Source organism: Pseudomonas sp. JV414 (genome assembly GCF_032424305.1).
In the GTDB taxonomy this organism is placed as follows: domain Bacteria; phylum Pseudomonadota; class Gammaproteobacteria; order Pseudomonadales; family Pseudomonadaceae; genus Aquipseudomonas; species Aquipseudomonas lini.
In genome coordinates this window covers 1-15,336 of record NZ_VYKC01000005.1, presented here as the reverse complement: position 1 = coordinate 15,336, position 15,336 = coordinate 1, and the positions used below count along the sequence as shown (strand labels likewise).

Here is a 15,336-nt window from a genome sequence, read left to right as displayed (position 1 = left end):
GTTCCTGAATTCGATTCTTGTTGGAAATTACTATCTTTGCGCGCAAGTCGCGAGCGGGATCTGCTCAGGCCGCTTTGGGCTTTGGCGGAAATTTCGGTGCGCGCAACCCCAACTGCATACCTTGCTTGACCATACCCATGATGTCTTCGTGGGCCAGATCGAACAGGCGCTTGAGGTTCGGCAGGACAAAGTACAGCGGTTGCAGAATGTCGATGCGGTACGGCGTGCGCATGCATTCCAGCGGGTCGAACGCCTGATGCTCAGGCTCGTTTGACAGGCAATAAACGGTTTCTTTCGGCGAGGACAAAATACCGCCACCGTAGATGCGCAGGCCTTGTGGGGTGTCGACCAGACCGAACTCGATAGTCATCCAGTACAGGCGCGCCAGATACACGCGTTCTTCCTTGGAAGCCTGTAGGCCAAGTTTGCCGTAGGTGTGGGTGAATTCGGCGAACCAGGGGTTGGTCAGCAGCGGACAGTGGCCAAAGATCTCGTGGAAAATGTCCGGTTCTTGCAGGTAATCCAGCTCTTCGCGGGTACGAATAAACGTCGCCACCGGAAACTGCTTGTTCGCCAGCAATTCGAAAAAGGTCTGGAAGGGAATCAGCGCGGGGACTCGGGCAACCTGCCAGCCGGTGGTTTCACCGAGGACCTTGTTGATTTCACCCAGTTGCGGAATGCGGTCGTGGGGCAGACCGAGTTTTTCGATACCGTCCAGGTATTCCTGGCACGCACGGCCCTCGACCACTTTCAGTTGGCGAGTGATCAGCGTGTTCCACACCGCGTGTTCTTCGGCGGGGTAGTCGATAAAACCTTGCGCATCGGGCTCACGAGCCACGTATTGCGTCTGCTTCATGCTGCTCTCCTGCTAGGGGATTCGTTCTTGTTGTGTGTACAGCTATGGACCTAGAAATACCCCAAGGCGTGCGGTGTTGCAGCAGGTGATCCGCGGTGAGAGTAGGAAAAATCTGCGCTTTTCGTAAAGTATTCGTTACGGATCGATCGCTATGGCGCAAGTATTGATATTTGCGGGTTTGAAAAGGCTCGCCGGTGTCACATAATCTTGACGACTAACTTGGTGCCCCCGCAGAAATTTTCTTGCGCCGGGCCTCGATCACCGCTGTTACGGGCCTTTATATGCGTATCAAAGTTCACTGCCAGAACCGCATTGGTATCCTGCGTGACATCCTCAACCTGCTGGTCGAGTACGGGATCAACGTCGCACGCGGCGAAGTGGGCGGTGAACACGGCAATGCGATCTATCTGCACTGCCCGAACCTGATCAACATTCAGTTCCAGGCGTTGCGTCCGAAGTTCGAGGCGATTGGCGGGGTATTCGGCGTCAAGCGCGTAGGGCTGATGCCCAGCGAGCGTCGGCATATGGAGCTCAATGCCTTGCTCGGCGCCCTGGAGTTTCCGGTGCTGTCGATCGACATGGGTGGCTCCATCGTCGCAGCCAACCGTGCGGCGGCGCAGTTGCTCGGGGTGCGGGTGGACGAGGTGCCGGGGATTCCACTGTCGCGGTACGCCGAGGATTTCGATTTGCCGGAGCTGGTGCGTGCCAACAAGTCGCGGATCAACGGCTTGCGGGTCAAGGTCAAGGGCGACGTGTTTCTCGCCGACATCGCGCCGCTGCAGTCGGAGCATGACGAAAGCGAGGCCATGGCCGGTGCGGTGTTGACGTTGCACCGGGCGGATCGGGTGGGCGAGCGCATCTATAACGTGCGCAAACAGGAATTGCGCGGCTTCGACAGCATTTTCCAGAGTTCGAAAGTGATGGCGGCGGTGGTGCGCGAAGCGCGGCGCATGGCGCCGCTGGATGCGCCGCTATTGATAGAGGGCGAAACCGGCACTGGCAAAGAATTGTTGGCGCGGGCCTGTCACCTGGCGAGCCCGCGTGGGCAATCACCGCTGATGGCGCTCAACTGTGCCGGTCTGCCGGAGTCCATGGCCGAAACCGAATTGTTCGGTTACGGCCCCGGTGCCTTCGAAGGAGCGCGGGCCGAAGGCAAGCTTGGGCTGTTGGAATTGACGGCGGGCGGTACGCTGTTTCTCGACGGCGTCGGCGAAATGAGCCCGCGTTTGCAGGTGAAGTTGCTGCGCTTTCTGCAGGACGGTTGCTTCCGTCGTGTCGGCAGTGATGAAGAGGTCTATCTGGATGTGCGGGTAATCTGCGCAACGCAAGTGGACTTGTCCGAGCTGTGCGCTCGCGGTGAGTTTCGTCAGGATTTGTACCATCGCTTGAACGTGCTCTCGCTGCACATCCCACCGCTGCGCGAATGCCTCGACGGATTGGCGCCGCTGGTGGAGCACTTCCTCGATCAGGCCAGTCGACAGATCGGTTGCTCGTTGCCGAAACTGGCGCCGGCGGCGATGGAACGGCTCAGTCACTATCACTGGCCGGGCAACGTGCGGCAGTTGGAAAACGTACTGTTCCAGGCGGTTTCCCTGTGCGACGGCGGCACCGTTAAAGCCGAGCATATTCGTCTGCCGGACTACGGCGTGCGTCAGCCGCTTGGCGATTTCTCCCTTGAGGGCGGCTTGGACGAGATTGTCGGGCGCTTTGAAAAGGCGGTGCTGGAGCGTTTGTATTCCGAGCATCCGAGCAGTCGGCAGCTGGGCAAGCGGCTGGGGGTTTCGCATACGACCATTGCCAATAAATTGCGTGAGTACGAAGTCGGTAAAGAACCCGGCAGCGCATGATCGTTCCCACGCTCTGCGTGGGAATGCCTCAATGGACGCTCTGCGTCCGCTTTTGGGACGCGGAGCGTCCCGGGCTGCATTCCCACGCGGAGCGTGGGAACGATCAGTGTCCAGGCTGATCCTTGCCACCTACCGGCATAACACCGCCGGTTTTTCGTCTCCGACACATTCCCCCAATCCCCTCTGAATCCCTCAAGTCCTTTGTTTGCCGGGCCCTGCGCCGCCAGAAAAAAGTTGGTCTGCAAATTGCTTATGGCTCAGCAGTACAGCGGTGGGCGGCAAACGTCCGGCATGCAGAGGAAAGAGTGTGGACAAGTACCTTTATGTGGCAATGACCGGCGCCAGCCAGAATGCACTGGCGCAGAAGGCTCATGCCAACAACCTGGCGAACATCTCTACCAACGGTTTTCAAAAGGACCTGGAACAGGCCCGTTCGATGCCGGTGTTTGGTGACAGCTTTCCGGCGCGTGCGTTTGCCATGACCGAGCGTCCGGCCACCGACTTCTCCCCGGGTGCGCTGGTGCAAACCGGTCGCGACCTCGATGTCGCGGTGCAGGGCAATGGCTGGATCGCCGTGCAGAACCCCGATGGCGGTGAAAGCTACGTGCGCACCGGCAGCCTGAACGTTGACGCTCTGGGCGTGCTGCGTGCCGGCAACGGTATGCCGGTGGTAGGCAATGGCGGACCGATTGCCGTGCCGCCCGAGCAGCAAATCGAAGTCGGCGAAGACGGCACTATCAGCATCCGTGCGATGGGCGAAGGCCCGCGGGTGATGGCCGAAGTCGACCGGATCAAACTGGTCAACCCGGACTTCAAGAACATGACCAAAGGCCTGGACGGTTCGATCCACACCAAGGACGGCAAGCCGGCGCAGGCCGATGCCAACGTCAAACTGGTGTCCGGGTTCCTTGAGTCGAGCAACGTCAATGCCGTGGAAGAAATGACCTCGGTGCTGGCGCTGGCCAAGCAGTTCGAGCTGCACATCAAGATGATGAACACCGCCAAAGACGATGACCAGGCCATGGCTCGGGTCTTGCAGATCAGCTAATTATCAGAACGTCGCGCCGTAAAACAGGCGCACGAGGAGAATCGAATGCTTCCGGCTCTATGGGTTGCCAAAACAGGTCTGTCCGCCCAGGACACCAACCTCACCACCATTTCCAACAACCTGGCGAACGTATCGACCACGGGTTTCAAACGTGACCGCGCCGAGTTCCAGGACTTGCTGTATCAGATCAAACGCCAGCCAGGCGCCCAGTCGACCCAGGACAGCGAATTGCCGTCGGGTCTGCAGGTGGGTACTGGTGTGCGCATCGTCGGCACCCAGAAAAACTTCACCGCCGGTAGCTTGCAAACCACCGAGCAGCCGTTGGACATGGCCATCGACGGTCGCGGTTTCTTCCAGATTCTGCAGCCGGACGGCACCACGTCCTACACCCGTGACGGTACGTTCCACCTGGATTCCAACGGTCAGATCGTCAACGCCAGCGGCTTCGCCCTGGAACCGGCCATTGTCATTCCGAACGATGCCCAGACCTTCACCGTCGGCCGTGACGGCACCGTGTCCGTCACTGTTGCCGGCAACCCGGCCTCCCAGGTGATCGGCAACCTGCAAACCGCCGACTTCATCAACCCGGCCGGTCTGCAAGCGGTGGGTAACAACCTGTTCCTGGAAACCGCTGCCAGTGGCGCGCCGCAAGTCGGCACCCCGGGCCTCGCCGGTTTCGGCACCACGCTGCAGAACACCCTGGAAACGTCCAACGTCAGCACCGTTGAAGAGATGGTCAACATGATCACCACTCAGCGCGCCTACGAGATGAACTCCAAGGTGATCTCCACCGCCGACCAGATGCTCTCGTTCGTAACGCAGAATCTGTAATCAAGTCTATGAGGCGGCCATGAGGTCGCCTGCAACACCGTGAGGTAGGGTCATGAATCGCTTTGTATCTGTTCTGGCACTGAGTGGGGTCGTCGTGCTCGCGGGCTGCGTCGCGCCACCGCCCAAGCCCAATGACCCTTACTACGCCCCGGTGTTGCCGCGCACGCCGCTGCCGGCTGCGGCCAATAACGGCTCGATCTACCAGGCCGGTTTCGAACAGAACCTGTACAGCGACCGCAAGGCGTTCCGGGTCGGTGACATCATCACCATCACCCTGAACGAGCGCACCCAGGCAAGCAAGAACGCCAACTCGCAGATCGACAAGAACAGCAAGACCGACATCGGCCTGAGCTCGTTTTTCGGGGGCGGCCTGAGCACCAAGGATCCAGTGGGCAGCGGTAGCCTGAGTCTGGACGTCGGTTACGAAGGTGACCGCGCCACCAAGGGCGACAGCAAGTCCGGCCAGAGCAACAGCCTGACCGGTTCGATCACCGTGACCGTTGCTGATGTGTTGCCCAACGGCATCATCGCCGTGCGCGGCGAGAAGTGGCTGACCCTCAACACCGGTGATGAGCTGGTGCGGATTGCCGGCCTCGTTCGCGCCGATGACATCGCCACCGACAACACCGTGCCGTCGACCCGCGTCGCCGATGCGCGCATCACCTATTCGGGCACCGGTGCGTTTGCCGATGCGAGTCAGCCAGGCTGGTTCGACCGTTTCTTCCTCAGCCCGCTGTTCCCTTTCTAGGTGGCTACGTTGAATCTGAAAAGCCTTATGGTGGGCGCCCTGTTGCTGACGGCAGCCTTCGATGCTCAAGCCGAGCGGCTGAAGGACATCGCCAGTATTTCCGGCGTGCGTTCCAACCAATTGATCGGCTACGGCCTGGTGGTCGGGCTTAACGGCACCGGTGACCAGACGACCCAGACCCCGTTCACCCTGCAGACTTTCAACAACATGCTTTCGCAGTTTGGCATCAAGGTGCCGGCAGGTTCGGGCAACGTGCAGTTGAAGAACGTCGCGGCGGTATCGATCAGTGCCGACTTGCCAGCGTTCGCCAAGCCGGGTCAGCAGGTGGACATCACCGTAGCATCCATCGGTAACTCCAAGAGCCTGCGCGGCGGCACCTTGTTGCTGACGCCGCTCAAAGGTATCGACGGCAACGTCTACGCTATCGCTCAGGGCAACCTGGTGGTCGGCGGTTTTGATGCTGAGGGTCGTGACGGTTCGAAGATCACCGTCAACGTTCCGTCGGCCGGTCGCATCCCTGGCGGTGCATCGGTCGAGCGTGCGGTGCCAAGCGGTTTCAATCAGGGCAACAGCCTGACCCTGAACCTCAACCGTTCGGACTTCACCACCGCCAAGCGCATCGTCGACAAGATCAACAACATGCTTGGCCCTGGCGTCGCCCAGGCCATCGACGGTGGTTCGATCCGTGTGACAGCGCCACTCGATCCGAGCCAGCGGGTCGACTATTTGTCGATCCTCGAAAACCTCGAAGTCGACCCGGGTCAGGCGGTGGCGAAAGTCATCATCAACTCGCGCACCGGCACCATCGTGATCGGCCAGAACGTCAAGGTTTCCCCGGCCGCCGTGACCCACGGCAGCCTGACCGTGACCATCACCGAAGACCCGATCGTCAGCCAGCCCGGCCCTTTGTCCAATGGGCAGACGGCGGTGGTGCCGCGCTCGCGGGTCAACGCTCAGCAAGAAGCCAAGCCGATGTTCAAGTTCGGTCCGGGCACCACTCTCGACGAAATCGTCCGTGCGGTGAACCAGGTCGGCGCGGCACCGGGTGACTTGATGGCGATCCTCGAAGCGCTGAAACAGGCCGGCGCGTTGCAAGCCGACCTGATCGTGATCTGAGGACGGCGACCATGGATATGCGCAAAAGCGGTCTGGTCAGCAGCAGCGACTCGGGTTCCTACTCGGACCTGAATCGCCTGAACCAGCTCAAGGTCGGCGACAAGAACAGCGATGCGAACATGCGCAAAGTAGCGCAGGAATTCGAATCGCTGTTCCTCGGTGAAATGCTCAAGTCGATGCGCTCGGCCACCGAAGCGCTGGGTCAGGACAATCCGCTCAACACGCCAGCAGCCAAGCAATACCAGGAAATGTACGACCAGCAGTTGGCCGTTTCCATGTCCCGCGAAGGCGGCGGTATTGGCCTGGCGGACGTGCTGATGCGCCAGATGTCGAAGAACAAACCGATGGCGCCGGGTGAGGCAGCGGCAGCGTCTGCCGCCAAGCAAGCTGCCGCGAAAGCCGCCGTGGAAACACCGATTGCCGCCGGTACGGTCGCCACCAACGGGCCGCTGTCGCGTCTCAATGGTGAGCGCCCGTTGTGGGCTTCGCGCTCGGTGAAGACGCCGGCAAGCGCGGGCGAGGGCGCTCATCGCAATGACATGGCGCTGATCAATCAGCGGCGTCTGGCACTGCCACCGAAACTGGCCGATCGTTTACTCGCCGGGTTGGTGCCGTCGGCATCGACCGCTGCAACAACCGCCACAACACCGCAGAACAACATCCAGGTGCCGCAAAGCACCAAGACCGGTTCCGGCCCTCTGTACAACGGCGATTGGCTGGCTGCGCAAACGGATACGAAAGCCAGCGGGCGCCTGCAGATTTATGGTCGTGCCATGGCGCAAATCCCCCTGGCGCCAGCGAAGAAGGCTTTCAGTTCCGCCGACGAATTCGTCAACACCATGCTGCCGATGGCCAAAGAAGCTGCCGACCGTATCGGTGTCGATCCGCGTTACCTGGTGGCCCAGGCTGCCCTGGAAACCGGTTGGGGCAAATCGGTCATGCGCGCCCAGGATGGCAGCAGCAGCCACAACCTGTTCGGCATCAAGGCCAGCAGTAACTGGAAGGGCGATTCGGCGCGGGCGATCACCAGCGAATTCAGAAATGGCGAGATGGTCAAGGAGACGGCCGAGTTCCGTTCCTACGGCTCTTACAAAGACAGCTTCCATGACCTTGTGACGCTGCTGCAAAGCAATAATCGCTATCAAGATGTGCTGAAGTCGGCCGATAACCCAGAACAGTTTGTACGCGAGTTGCAAAAAGCCGGGTATGCAACCGACCCGGATTACGCAAGCAAGATCTCGCAGATAGCCAAGCAGATGACGAGTTACCAAAACTACGCTGCGGCGGGCGCTTCCACCACGCCTCTATAGGCACAAGGCATAAGGTCTGAACCATGAGTTTGCTCAATATCGGGATGTCGGGTCTGGCCGCTGGCCAATCCTCGCTGATGACTACCGGCAATAACATTGCCAACGCCGACACCGCCGGTTACTCACGCCAGCAAACCGTGCAAGGCACCAAGGCCTCGAATCAGTTCGGCAAAGTCTTTATCGGCACCGGTACGACCCTCGCCGATGTACGTCGGGTCTACAACAGCTACATTGATGCGCAGCTGCAGACCACCACGTCGCTCAATAGTGACTCGGCGGCCTACGCCGGGCAGATCAGCCCGCTCGATAAGTTGCTCTCGGACAGCGGCACCGGCCTCAATGGCGCCCTGACCAAGTTCTTCGCCTCTGTACAGAACGTCAACGCCAAGCCGGGCGACGATGCTTCCCGCCAACTGCTGTTGAGCGATACGCAGGCCCTGAGCAACCGGTTCAACTCGATCTCCAGCCAGTTGACGCAGCAGAACGCCAACGTCAACGGCAACCTGGCGGACATGGCCGATCAGGTCAACAAGCTGGCCACCACTGTGGCCCAGCTGAACCAGAAGATCTCCGAAGTTTCCAACGCCGGCGGCCAGCCCAACGACCTGCTCGACGCGCGCAATGAGACCGTACGCCAGTTGTCCACCCTCACCGGTGCGCAAGTGATGGAACGTGACAATAGCCTCGACATTTACCTGGGCAGTGGTCAGCCGCTGGTCATGGGCAGCACCGCCAGCAAGCTGGAAGTGGTGCCGAGTAAAACCGACCCGTCGCGTTCGGCCATTCAGCTCAATCGCGGTTCGAGCACTATCGATATCACCTCGGTGATGACGGGTGGCGAAATGGGCGGCTTGCTACGCTATCGCAGCACCGTGCTGGACCCTGCCATGAACGAGCTGGGTCGTGTGGCGCTGGTCGTCGCCGATCAGATGAACACCATTCAGGCCCAGGGCATCGACAAGAACGGTGACTTCGGTTCGAACCTGTTCAACAGCATCAACAGTGCCGCGCAAATGGCTCAGCGCAGCGTTGCCACGGTCGGCAACAGCGCAGGCTCGGGCAACTTCGATGTGACCATCGAGGACAGCGGCAAGCTGACCATCAACGATTACAAGGTTACGTTCACCAGCGCGACTGCCTACACCGTTCAGCGTCTGCCGGAAGGCACCGCCATGGGCGCGTTCAGCACGCTGACCACGCCGCCGCCAGTGATCGATGGTTTCTCCATGAAGCTCACCGGTGGCACCGCAGCCGCCGGCGATACCTTCAAGATCACCCCGACCCGCAACGCGGCGACCAACATCAAGACCGAAATGACCGACTCCAAGCGTCTGGCCATCGCGGCACCATTGGGCGCGGCCATTGCGCCGGGTGGCAGCGGCACGTTGACCATTCCGGCCAGCGGTCAACCGACCCTGACCACGCAGTTCGATATCTATGACACGGCGACCACCACGGCGATCCAGAATGGTCTGAAGACGTCGACTCCGGTCAAAATCGTGTTTGGCACGGCGGGTGGCACGACCCAGACTTACCAAATGCTCGATGCCCAAGGTAACGCGCTCAGCAGCGGCACCATCGTGCCGGGCCAGAACAATACGCTGAGCCTGACCATTCCTCTGGTCGACGCCGGCGGCGCCGCGATCAATGATCCGGGACCGCCAGTCGTGCAGCGTACTGTATCGTTCGACATGACCATCGCGGGCTCGCCGGGTACCTCGACGGCGATCAACGTGACGCTCAGTCAGCCAGGTACTCTGGACAACCGCAACGGCACCATACTGGCTGGCTTGCAGACCAGGCAGACCGTGGATACCGGTTCGGCCAGTAAAGGCATTTCCCTGACCGACGCCTACGGCAAACTGGTTGAGGGCGTAGGCGCCAAGGCCGCCCAGGGTAAGCTCGACAGCGCTGCCACCGAAGCGATTCTGGCCAACGCCAAGAGCGCCCGCGATTCGCTGTCGGGTGTCGACCTCGATGAGGAAACCGGCAACCTGGTCAAGTATCAGCAGTACTACACCGCTTCTTCGCAGATCATCAAGGCTGCGCAGGAAATCTTCAACACACTGATCAGCAGTCTTTAAGGAGTCGTAGCCCATGCGCATTTCTACCGCCCAGTTTTACGAGTCCTCTGCCGCCAACTATCAGAAGAATTTCGCCAACGTGGTCAAGAGCAGCGAAGAGGCCAGCAGCCTCGTTCGCGTGAATACCGCTGCCGATGATCCGGTCGGTGCCTCGCGCTTGCTGCAATTGGGTCAACAGGCTTCGATGCTCGATCAATACGAAGCCAACTCCACCACCATCAAGGCGACGCTGGGCGCCACCGAAGCGGTGATGACCAGCATCACTAACGTGCTGCAGCGCGCCAAGGAACTGGCCATCGGCGCCGGCAACGCCGGTTACACCGATGCCGACCGCCGGGCCAACGCATCGGAGCTGGGGCAGATCGAAGAACAGTTGCAAAGCCTGATGAACAGCAAGGACGAGAACGGCAAATACATCTTCGCCGGCTCCAAGGGCGACACCGTGCCGTTTACCCGCAACGACGATGGCACCTACAGCTACAACGGTGACCAGGTGACGCTTGACCTGGCAATCGGCGACAACATGTCGATGGCCACCAACAGCACCGGTTGGGAGGTGTTCCAGCAAGCGATCAATACCAGCCGCAGCGAGGTCACCCGGACTGCGCCGGTCGTGGATGATGGCCGCGTCGTCCTGTCCAATGGTCAGGTGTCGTCGAGCCTGACCTACAACAGCAAATTCCGTTCGGGTGAGCCGTACACCGTCGACTTCGTCAGCGGCACCCAGTTGCAAATCACCGATTCGGGCGGTAACGACGTGACCGCCGAAGCCAGTCAGGGCGGTGCGTTCAATCCGGCCACCGCCGCTGGCCAGACTGTGTCGTTCCGCGGTGTCGATCTGACCCTGAACATCAATCTGGCGGCCGGTGACACCGCCGCTGCCGTGCTGCCGGGCCACAGCTTTACCCTGGCGGCCAAGCCTGACACCTTTACGGCGACTCGCAGCCCGGGCAACCCGACAGCGACTCAGGTGACTGGCAGCAGCATCACCAACCCGGTGGCTTACCACGCCAGTTTTCCGACCGGTTCGGCGGTGATGAAATTCACCAGCGCCACCGCGTTCGACTTGTATGCGGCACCGTTGACGGCCAACAGCAAGATAGTGTCTTCCGGCACTGTAGCGGCCGGCGTTGCGACCGCCTCGGGCGTGAGTTTCAACCTGGCCGGTACACCGGCGGCAGGCGATCAGTTCAGCGTGGCGGTCAATACCCACGAAACCCAGAACATTCTGGATACTGTGAGCCAGCTGAAAACCGCGCTGAATACACCCATCAATGGCAACCCGATCCTGCAACAGAAGTTCCAGGCGGCGCTGGACTCGGGCATCGGCAACCTGGCGAGCGGCAGCGATCAGTTGTCCAGTGCGCTGAGTTCAGTGGGCGGTCGCGGCTCAGCCCTGGATACCCAGGTCGATACCAACCAGAGCCTGGTCCTGGCCAACACCCAGACCCAGTCGGCGATCCGCGATTCCGATCCGGCCGAAGTGATGACCCGCCTGACCTTGCAACAAACCATGTTGCAAGCGTCGCAACTGGCCTTCAGCAAGATTGCTCAACTGGGCTTGTTCAACAAAGTCTGAGTCTGTGTCTGTCGAGCTGCTCAACCGTCTTTTCCTAAGCGGTTACGAAGCCTCTGCCTGAAAGGGCAGAGGCTCGCCGCTCGAGAGTTTCGTCGTGAATCAACATCCTCTAGTCAGTATCGTCATCCCCGCCTTCAACCCGCGCTTCTTCAGCCAGGCGCTGGAAAGTTCGCTCGCTCAAACCTATGAGAACGTCGAAATCGTCATTTGTGACGATTCGTCGTCCGACGAGATTCGCGACATCGTCGAGTCGTTTGCCGACCCTGTACACCCCGTTCGTTACCTGCGTAACCCCAAGCGCCTTGGCCTGCAAAAGAACCTGTTGCGCTGCGTCGAAGAAGCTCGAGGCGAGTTCATCAAAGTGCTGTGCGACGACGACCGTCTGTTCACGCCCAGCATCGAGATGCAAGCCCGGGTACTGATCGACCATCCCGAGGTCACCCTCGTTTGTGGCCTGCGGATGATGAGCGATGCCAACAACTTCATCCTGCCGCCGCGGATCGATAACTGCCGATTTTCGCCCCTTGATTCGCTGCTAAAAGGCGATGACATGTTGGCGATTTTCGAGGGCACGCCGAAGAATTTCATCGGCAACTTCAGCTCGACTTTGATGCGCCGTGCCGATGTGCTGGAGCTATTGCCTGCGCTGATTCAGGAGGGTAGCGGCTTTGTCGCGATGCTCGATTTCGCCTTGTTCGTGTGCCTGTTGCGTCGCGGAAACCTGGCGGCGGTGAATACCGTGCTGAGTACCGAGCGTCAATACCCGGAGCGCTTGAGCAAAACCCTGGAAATGACTCGGGCCGCCGTACAGGAATGGGAATGGCTGGCACAAATGCTGACAGCACGCGGCGGCGAGTCAGCACCTGCATCGGGTTGGGTGCGCTGTGTCGAACTGGGCAAGGCCTCTGAAGAACCGCGCCAGTGGGAAGAGTTGTGCGTGGTGCGCGTGCTGGGCAACCGCAACACCGTGGTCAATGGCCGAGTGGGCGGCAATAGCGACAGCTATGCCGAGTTCTACCGCGAGTGGTTGTCGGTTCGCAAATTCAACCCGGCGGAAGCGCGGCACATGCCGGAACGTATCAGCCGCTGGGCCGTGCGTCCGAACCTGGTGCCGATCATCATCGACACCGAATCTGACAGCGCCGGCCTAAAAGCCACGCTAGCCAGCATCGGCACTCAACTGTACGCACCGCAAGCGGTGGTCGTGCTGTCCAACGCCGATTGCGATGCCGACGATAAAGTGCTGCAGTTGCCGCTGGAGTCGAACTGGTCGCAACAGCTCAATGCCGTGGTGCCGCAACTGGAAGGCGCACATTGGTTCTATCTGCTGCGGGCGGGTGACACGCTGCGCGAGTCGGCGCTGCTGGTGCTGGCCGAGCGCATCGCCGGCACGCCGGGCATGCTGTGCGCCTATAGCGATGAAGGCGCGCTGGTCGAGGGTGAGTCCCTCGACCCGGTGTTCAAGCCTGACTTCAACCTCGACCTCATGCGTTCCTACCCCTACGTCGGGCGAACACTGGCGTTCGAGCGGCAGCGTTTTTTGGCGGTGGGCGGTTTCGATCCGGCTCACGGCGAACTGGCGCCGCACGATTTGCTCTGGCGTCTGGTGGAGGAGGCCGGGTTGCACACCATCGAGCACATTGCCGAGATTCAGGTGGAGTCGACTCAGACCTTTCCCGACTGGATGTCGTTGCCCGAGGTGATCGAGGGCAGTGAGGCGTTGGTCAGTGCGCACCTGACACGCATCGGTCTGGAACACCGGATTCGCCATGAAGAGTTGTCGCTGCTTAATCGTATCGATTACCTGTACAGCCACCGACCTTTGGTCTCGATCATCATTGCGGCGGGCACGTCGCTGGCCGCGTTGCAGCGCTGCACCGAAAGTTTGATCGAAAAGACCACTTATACCGAATACGAAATCCTGATTGTCGATGAAGATCGCGGCGATTCGGCGATGGCCGACTGGCTGAGTGCAATGGCTCAGTTGGGCGCGGCGATGCTGCGGGTGCTACGTTATGACGGGCGTTCCGGTGAGGCGGCCGTTGTCAACTTCGCCGCCAGTCACGCCCGTGGCGAGTATTTGTTGACGCTCAGCCCGCGCAGCGTTATTTGCGCGGGCGACTGGCTCGCCGAACTGCTCAATCACGCTCAGCGCCCGGAAGTCGGCGTGGTGGGCGCGCGGCTGCTGGGTTCCAATGGTGCGATTGTCTCCGCCGGTCTGATTCTGGGGCTGGCCGGGCCTGCCACTTCGCCGTCTCTCGGCGAGCATGCCAGTACCCGGGGTTACATGCAGCGTCTGCAAGTAGCGCAGAACTGGAGCGCTGTCAGCAGTGATTGCCTGATGGTACGTAAAGAGGTATTCGACAGCCTGGGTCAATTGGATGAGGCTCAGTTCAACCTGGGCCTTGGTGGTGTTGATCTGTGCCTCGAGGCGGATAAAAACGGCTACCTGATTGTCTGGACGCCTTTTGCGACCGTGATGATGGGTGAAGACGCGTCGCCTGCAGCGTCGCAGGCCCATGTACAAGCTCATATGCAGGCGCAGGTGCTTGAACACGAAACCTTCTACAAAAAGTGGCTGCCGAAAATCTCCCGTGATGCGGCCTACAACCCGGCGTTGTCGCTCGGCGTGGCGAGCTTCAGTCTGGAGCCTTCGCTGCGTAATAACTGGAATCCGTTCCGCCATCGCGACCTGCCGCTGATTCTCGGGTTGCCGGTCAACGAGTCAGCGATCGGGCATTACCGTGTGACTGCGCCTCTGGCAGAGCTTGAGGCGGCGGGACGAGTCATTGCGCGCGTGGCCTATGAGTCGCCGTCGAACGTGGAAATCGAGCGTCTGTCGCCCGACACCATTATCTTGCAAGGGCGTTATAACGGGGGCTCGGCGGCAGACATTCTGCGCATGAAGAAATACTCCAGTGCCCTGCGGATTTTCGAGCTGGACGACTACGTTGTCAGCACGCCAAAAAAGAACAGCCATGCCCGCAACAAGCCGGTCAACACCGAGCAGATGTTGCGTGATGGCATAGCCCTGTGCGATCGCGTGGTGGTGACGACGCAGGCACTGGCTGATGTGTTGTCGAGCATGCACAGCGAAATTCGCGTGGTGCCCAACATGCTGCCGCCCGCCCCATGGGCGACCTTGACCAGTCAGCGCCGCACCTCGAAAAAACCACGGGTTGGCTGGGGCGGTGGTACCAGTCACACCGGCGATCTGGAGATCATTGCGGAGGTGGTCCGTGAACTGGCCAATGAGGTGGAGTGGGTATTTTTCGGTATGTGCCCGGACGCCTTGCGCCCGTACATCCACGAATTTTACGGCACCATCGATTTGCAGAGTTACCCGTACAAACTGGCGAGCCTGAACCTCGACCTGGCATTGGCGCCGTTGGAATTCCACATCTTCAACGACTGCAAAAGCAACTTGCGGTTACTGGAATATGGCGCGTGCGGTTATCCGGTGATTTGCACTGATACCCGCGCTTACGAGGGTTTTTTGCCGTGCACCAAAGTTCTGAGCAACAGCACTGAGGAATGGCTGCAGGCGATTCGCATGCACTTGGCTGACCCGGATGCCAGCTATCGCATGGGGGATGAATTGCGGGAAGCGGTGCATCGGGATTTCATGTTGCGCGGGGATAATCTTCAGCATTGGCTTTGGGGCTGGTTGCCGGACTGATTTTGGTCTGTGTGCATATCCGTTTCTGCGGTAATGGCTTCTATTGGTTTCGCTTTTACAGCGAGTCACTTTCGAAAAGTGCGAAAGTAACCAAAGCGCTTCTGCCCCCGTCGTTCGGTGCCTCGCCCAGGCTCGGCATGCCCTCGCTCCGGTCCTGCTCCGTGGGCCCGCCGCCATCGGCCATCCATGGCCGAGGGCGGCTACCGCGGCATCCTTGCCGCGGTGCCCCCTACGCAAC

At 60.2% G+C, this 15,336-nt stretch carries 10 protein-coding genes; 9 read left to right on the top strand and 1 reads right to left on the bottom strand.

Features of this window, described 5'->3' with window-relative positions; all coding sequences use genetic code 11:
- Nucleotides 1-64: 64 nt before the first annotated feature.
- Entirely contained in the window at nucleotides 65-856 is a 792-nt protein-coding gene (gene phhA / locus F6R97_RS08780) for a phenylalanine 4-monooxygenase (RefSeq protein ID WP_315866407.1), read from the bottom strand.
- A 281-nt stretch (nucleotides 857-1,137) separates the two neighbouring features.
- On the opposite strand from phhA, the gene F6R97_RS08775 reads away from it, so the two are divergent.
- From F6R97_RS08775 to F6R97_RS08735, 9 genes are all read left to right on the top strand, one after another.
- Nucleotides 1,138-2,703: a sigma-54-dependent transcriptional regulator gene (locus F6R97_RS08775; protein WP_048394262.1), complete on the top strand. Its 1,566-nt coding sequence runs from the start codon at nucleotides 1,138-1,140 to the stop codon at nucleotides 2,701-2,703.
- Nucleotides 2,704-3,010: 307 nt separating this feature from the next.
- On the top strand, nucleotides 3,011-3,751 hold the full coding sequence (locus F6R97_RS08770; protein ID WP_007902508.1) for a flagellar basal body rod protein FlgF: 741 nt from the start codon (nucleotides 3,011-3,013) through the stop codon (nucleotides 3,749-3,751).
- A gap of 45 nt (nucleotides 3,752-3,796) precedes the next feature.
- Nucleotides 3,797-4,582 (top strand): flagellar basal-body rod protein FlgG, encoded by a 786-nt coding sequence (gene flgG / locus F6R97_RS08765; RefSeq protein WP_048394264.1) that lies wholly within the window; start codon nucleotides 3,797-3,799, stop codon nucleotides 4,580-4,582.
- A 52-nt stretch (nucleotides 4,583-4,634) separates the two neighbouring features.
- Complete coding sequence (gene flgH, locus F6R97_RS08760; protein ID WP_038979543.1) at nucleotides 4,635-5,330, top strand: flagellar basal body L-ring protein FlgH; 696 nt, start codon at nucleotides 4,635-4,637, stop codon at nucleotides 5,328-5,330.
- Between the two features lie 27 nt (nucleotides 5,331-5,357).
- The gene (locus F6R97_RS08755) at nucleotides 5,358-6,446 is read left to right on the top strand and encodes a flagellar basal body P-ring protein FlgI (RefSeq protein WP_038979545.1); all 1,089 of its coding nucleotides are present in this window, start codon (nucleotides 5,358-5,360) and stop codon (nucleotides 6,444-6,446) included.
- 11 nt (nucleotides 6,447-6,457) lie between these two features.
- Nucleotides 6,458-7,756 carry a flagellar assembly peptidoglycan hydrolase FlgJ gene (flgJ, locus tag F6R97_RS08750; RefSeq protein ID WP_048394265.1) on the top strand — a complete coding sequence of 433 codons (1,299 nt, stop codon included), beginning with the start codon at nucleotides 6,458-6,460 and terminating at the stop codon, nucleotides 7,754-7,756.
- Between the two features lie 23 nt (nucleotides 7,757-7,779).
- Nucleotides 7,780-9,840: a flagellar hook-associated protein FlgK gene (gene flgK / locus F6R97_RS08745; RefSeq protein WP_038979548.1), complete on the top strand. Its 2,061-nt coding sequence runs from the start codon at nucleotides 7,780-7,782 to the stop codon at nucleotides 9,838-9,840.
- Nucleotides 9,841-9,853: 13 nt separating this feature from the next.
- Nucleotides 9,854-11,419, top strand: a complete 1,566-nt coding sequence (locus tag F6R97_RS08740; protein WP_038979549.1) for a flagellar hook-associated protein 3 — start codon at nucleotides 9,854-9,856, stop codon at nucleotides 11,417-11,419.
- A 94-nt stretch (nucleotides 11,420-11,513) separates the two neighbouring features.
- Nucleotides 11,514-15,098: a glycosyltransferase gene (locus F6R97_RS08735; RefSeq protein WP_038979550.1), complete on the top strand. Its 3,585-nt coding sequence runs from the start codon at nucleotides 11,514-11,516 to the stop codon at nucleotides 15,096-15,098.
- Nucleotides 15,099-15,336: the final 238 nt, after the last annotated feature.

Bases quoted from the DNA above. Each gene is read 5' to 3' on its own strand.
- phhA (WP_315866407.1), bottom strand. From the start codon at position 856: ATGAAGCAGACGCAATACGTGGCTCGTGAGCCCGATGCGCAAGGTTTT.
- F6R97_RS08775 (WP_048394262.1), top strand. From the start codon at position 1,138: ATGCGTATCAAAGTTCACTGCCAGAACCGCATTGGTATCCTGCGTGAC.
- flgG (WP_048394264.1), top strand. From the start codon at position 3,797: ATGCTTCCGGCTCTATGGGTTGCCAAAACAGGTCTGTCCGCCCAGGAC.
- flgH (WP_038979543.1), top strand. From the start codon at position 4,635: ATGAATCGCTTTGTATCTGTTCTGGCACTGAGTGGGGTCGTCGTGCTC.
- F6R97_RS08755 (WP_038979545.1), top strand. From the start codon at position 5,358: ATGGTGGGCGCCCTGTTGCTGACGGCAGCCTTCGATGCTCAAGCCGAG.
- flgJ (WP_048394265.1), top strand. From the start codon at position 6,458: ATGGATATGCGCAAAAGCGGTCTGGTCAGCAGCAGCGACTCGGGTTCC.
- flgK (WP_038979548.1), top strand. From the start codon at position 7,780: ATGAGTTTGCTCAATATCGGGATGTCGGGTCTGGCCGCTGGCCAATCC.
- F6R97_RS08740 (WP_038979549.1), top strand. From the start codon at position 9,854: ATGCGCATTTCTACCGCCCAGTTTTACGAGTCCTCTGCCGCCAACTAT.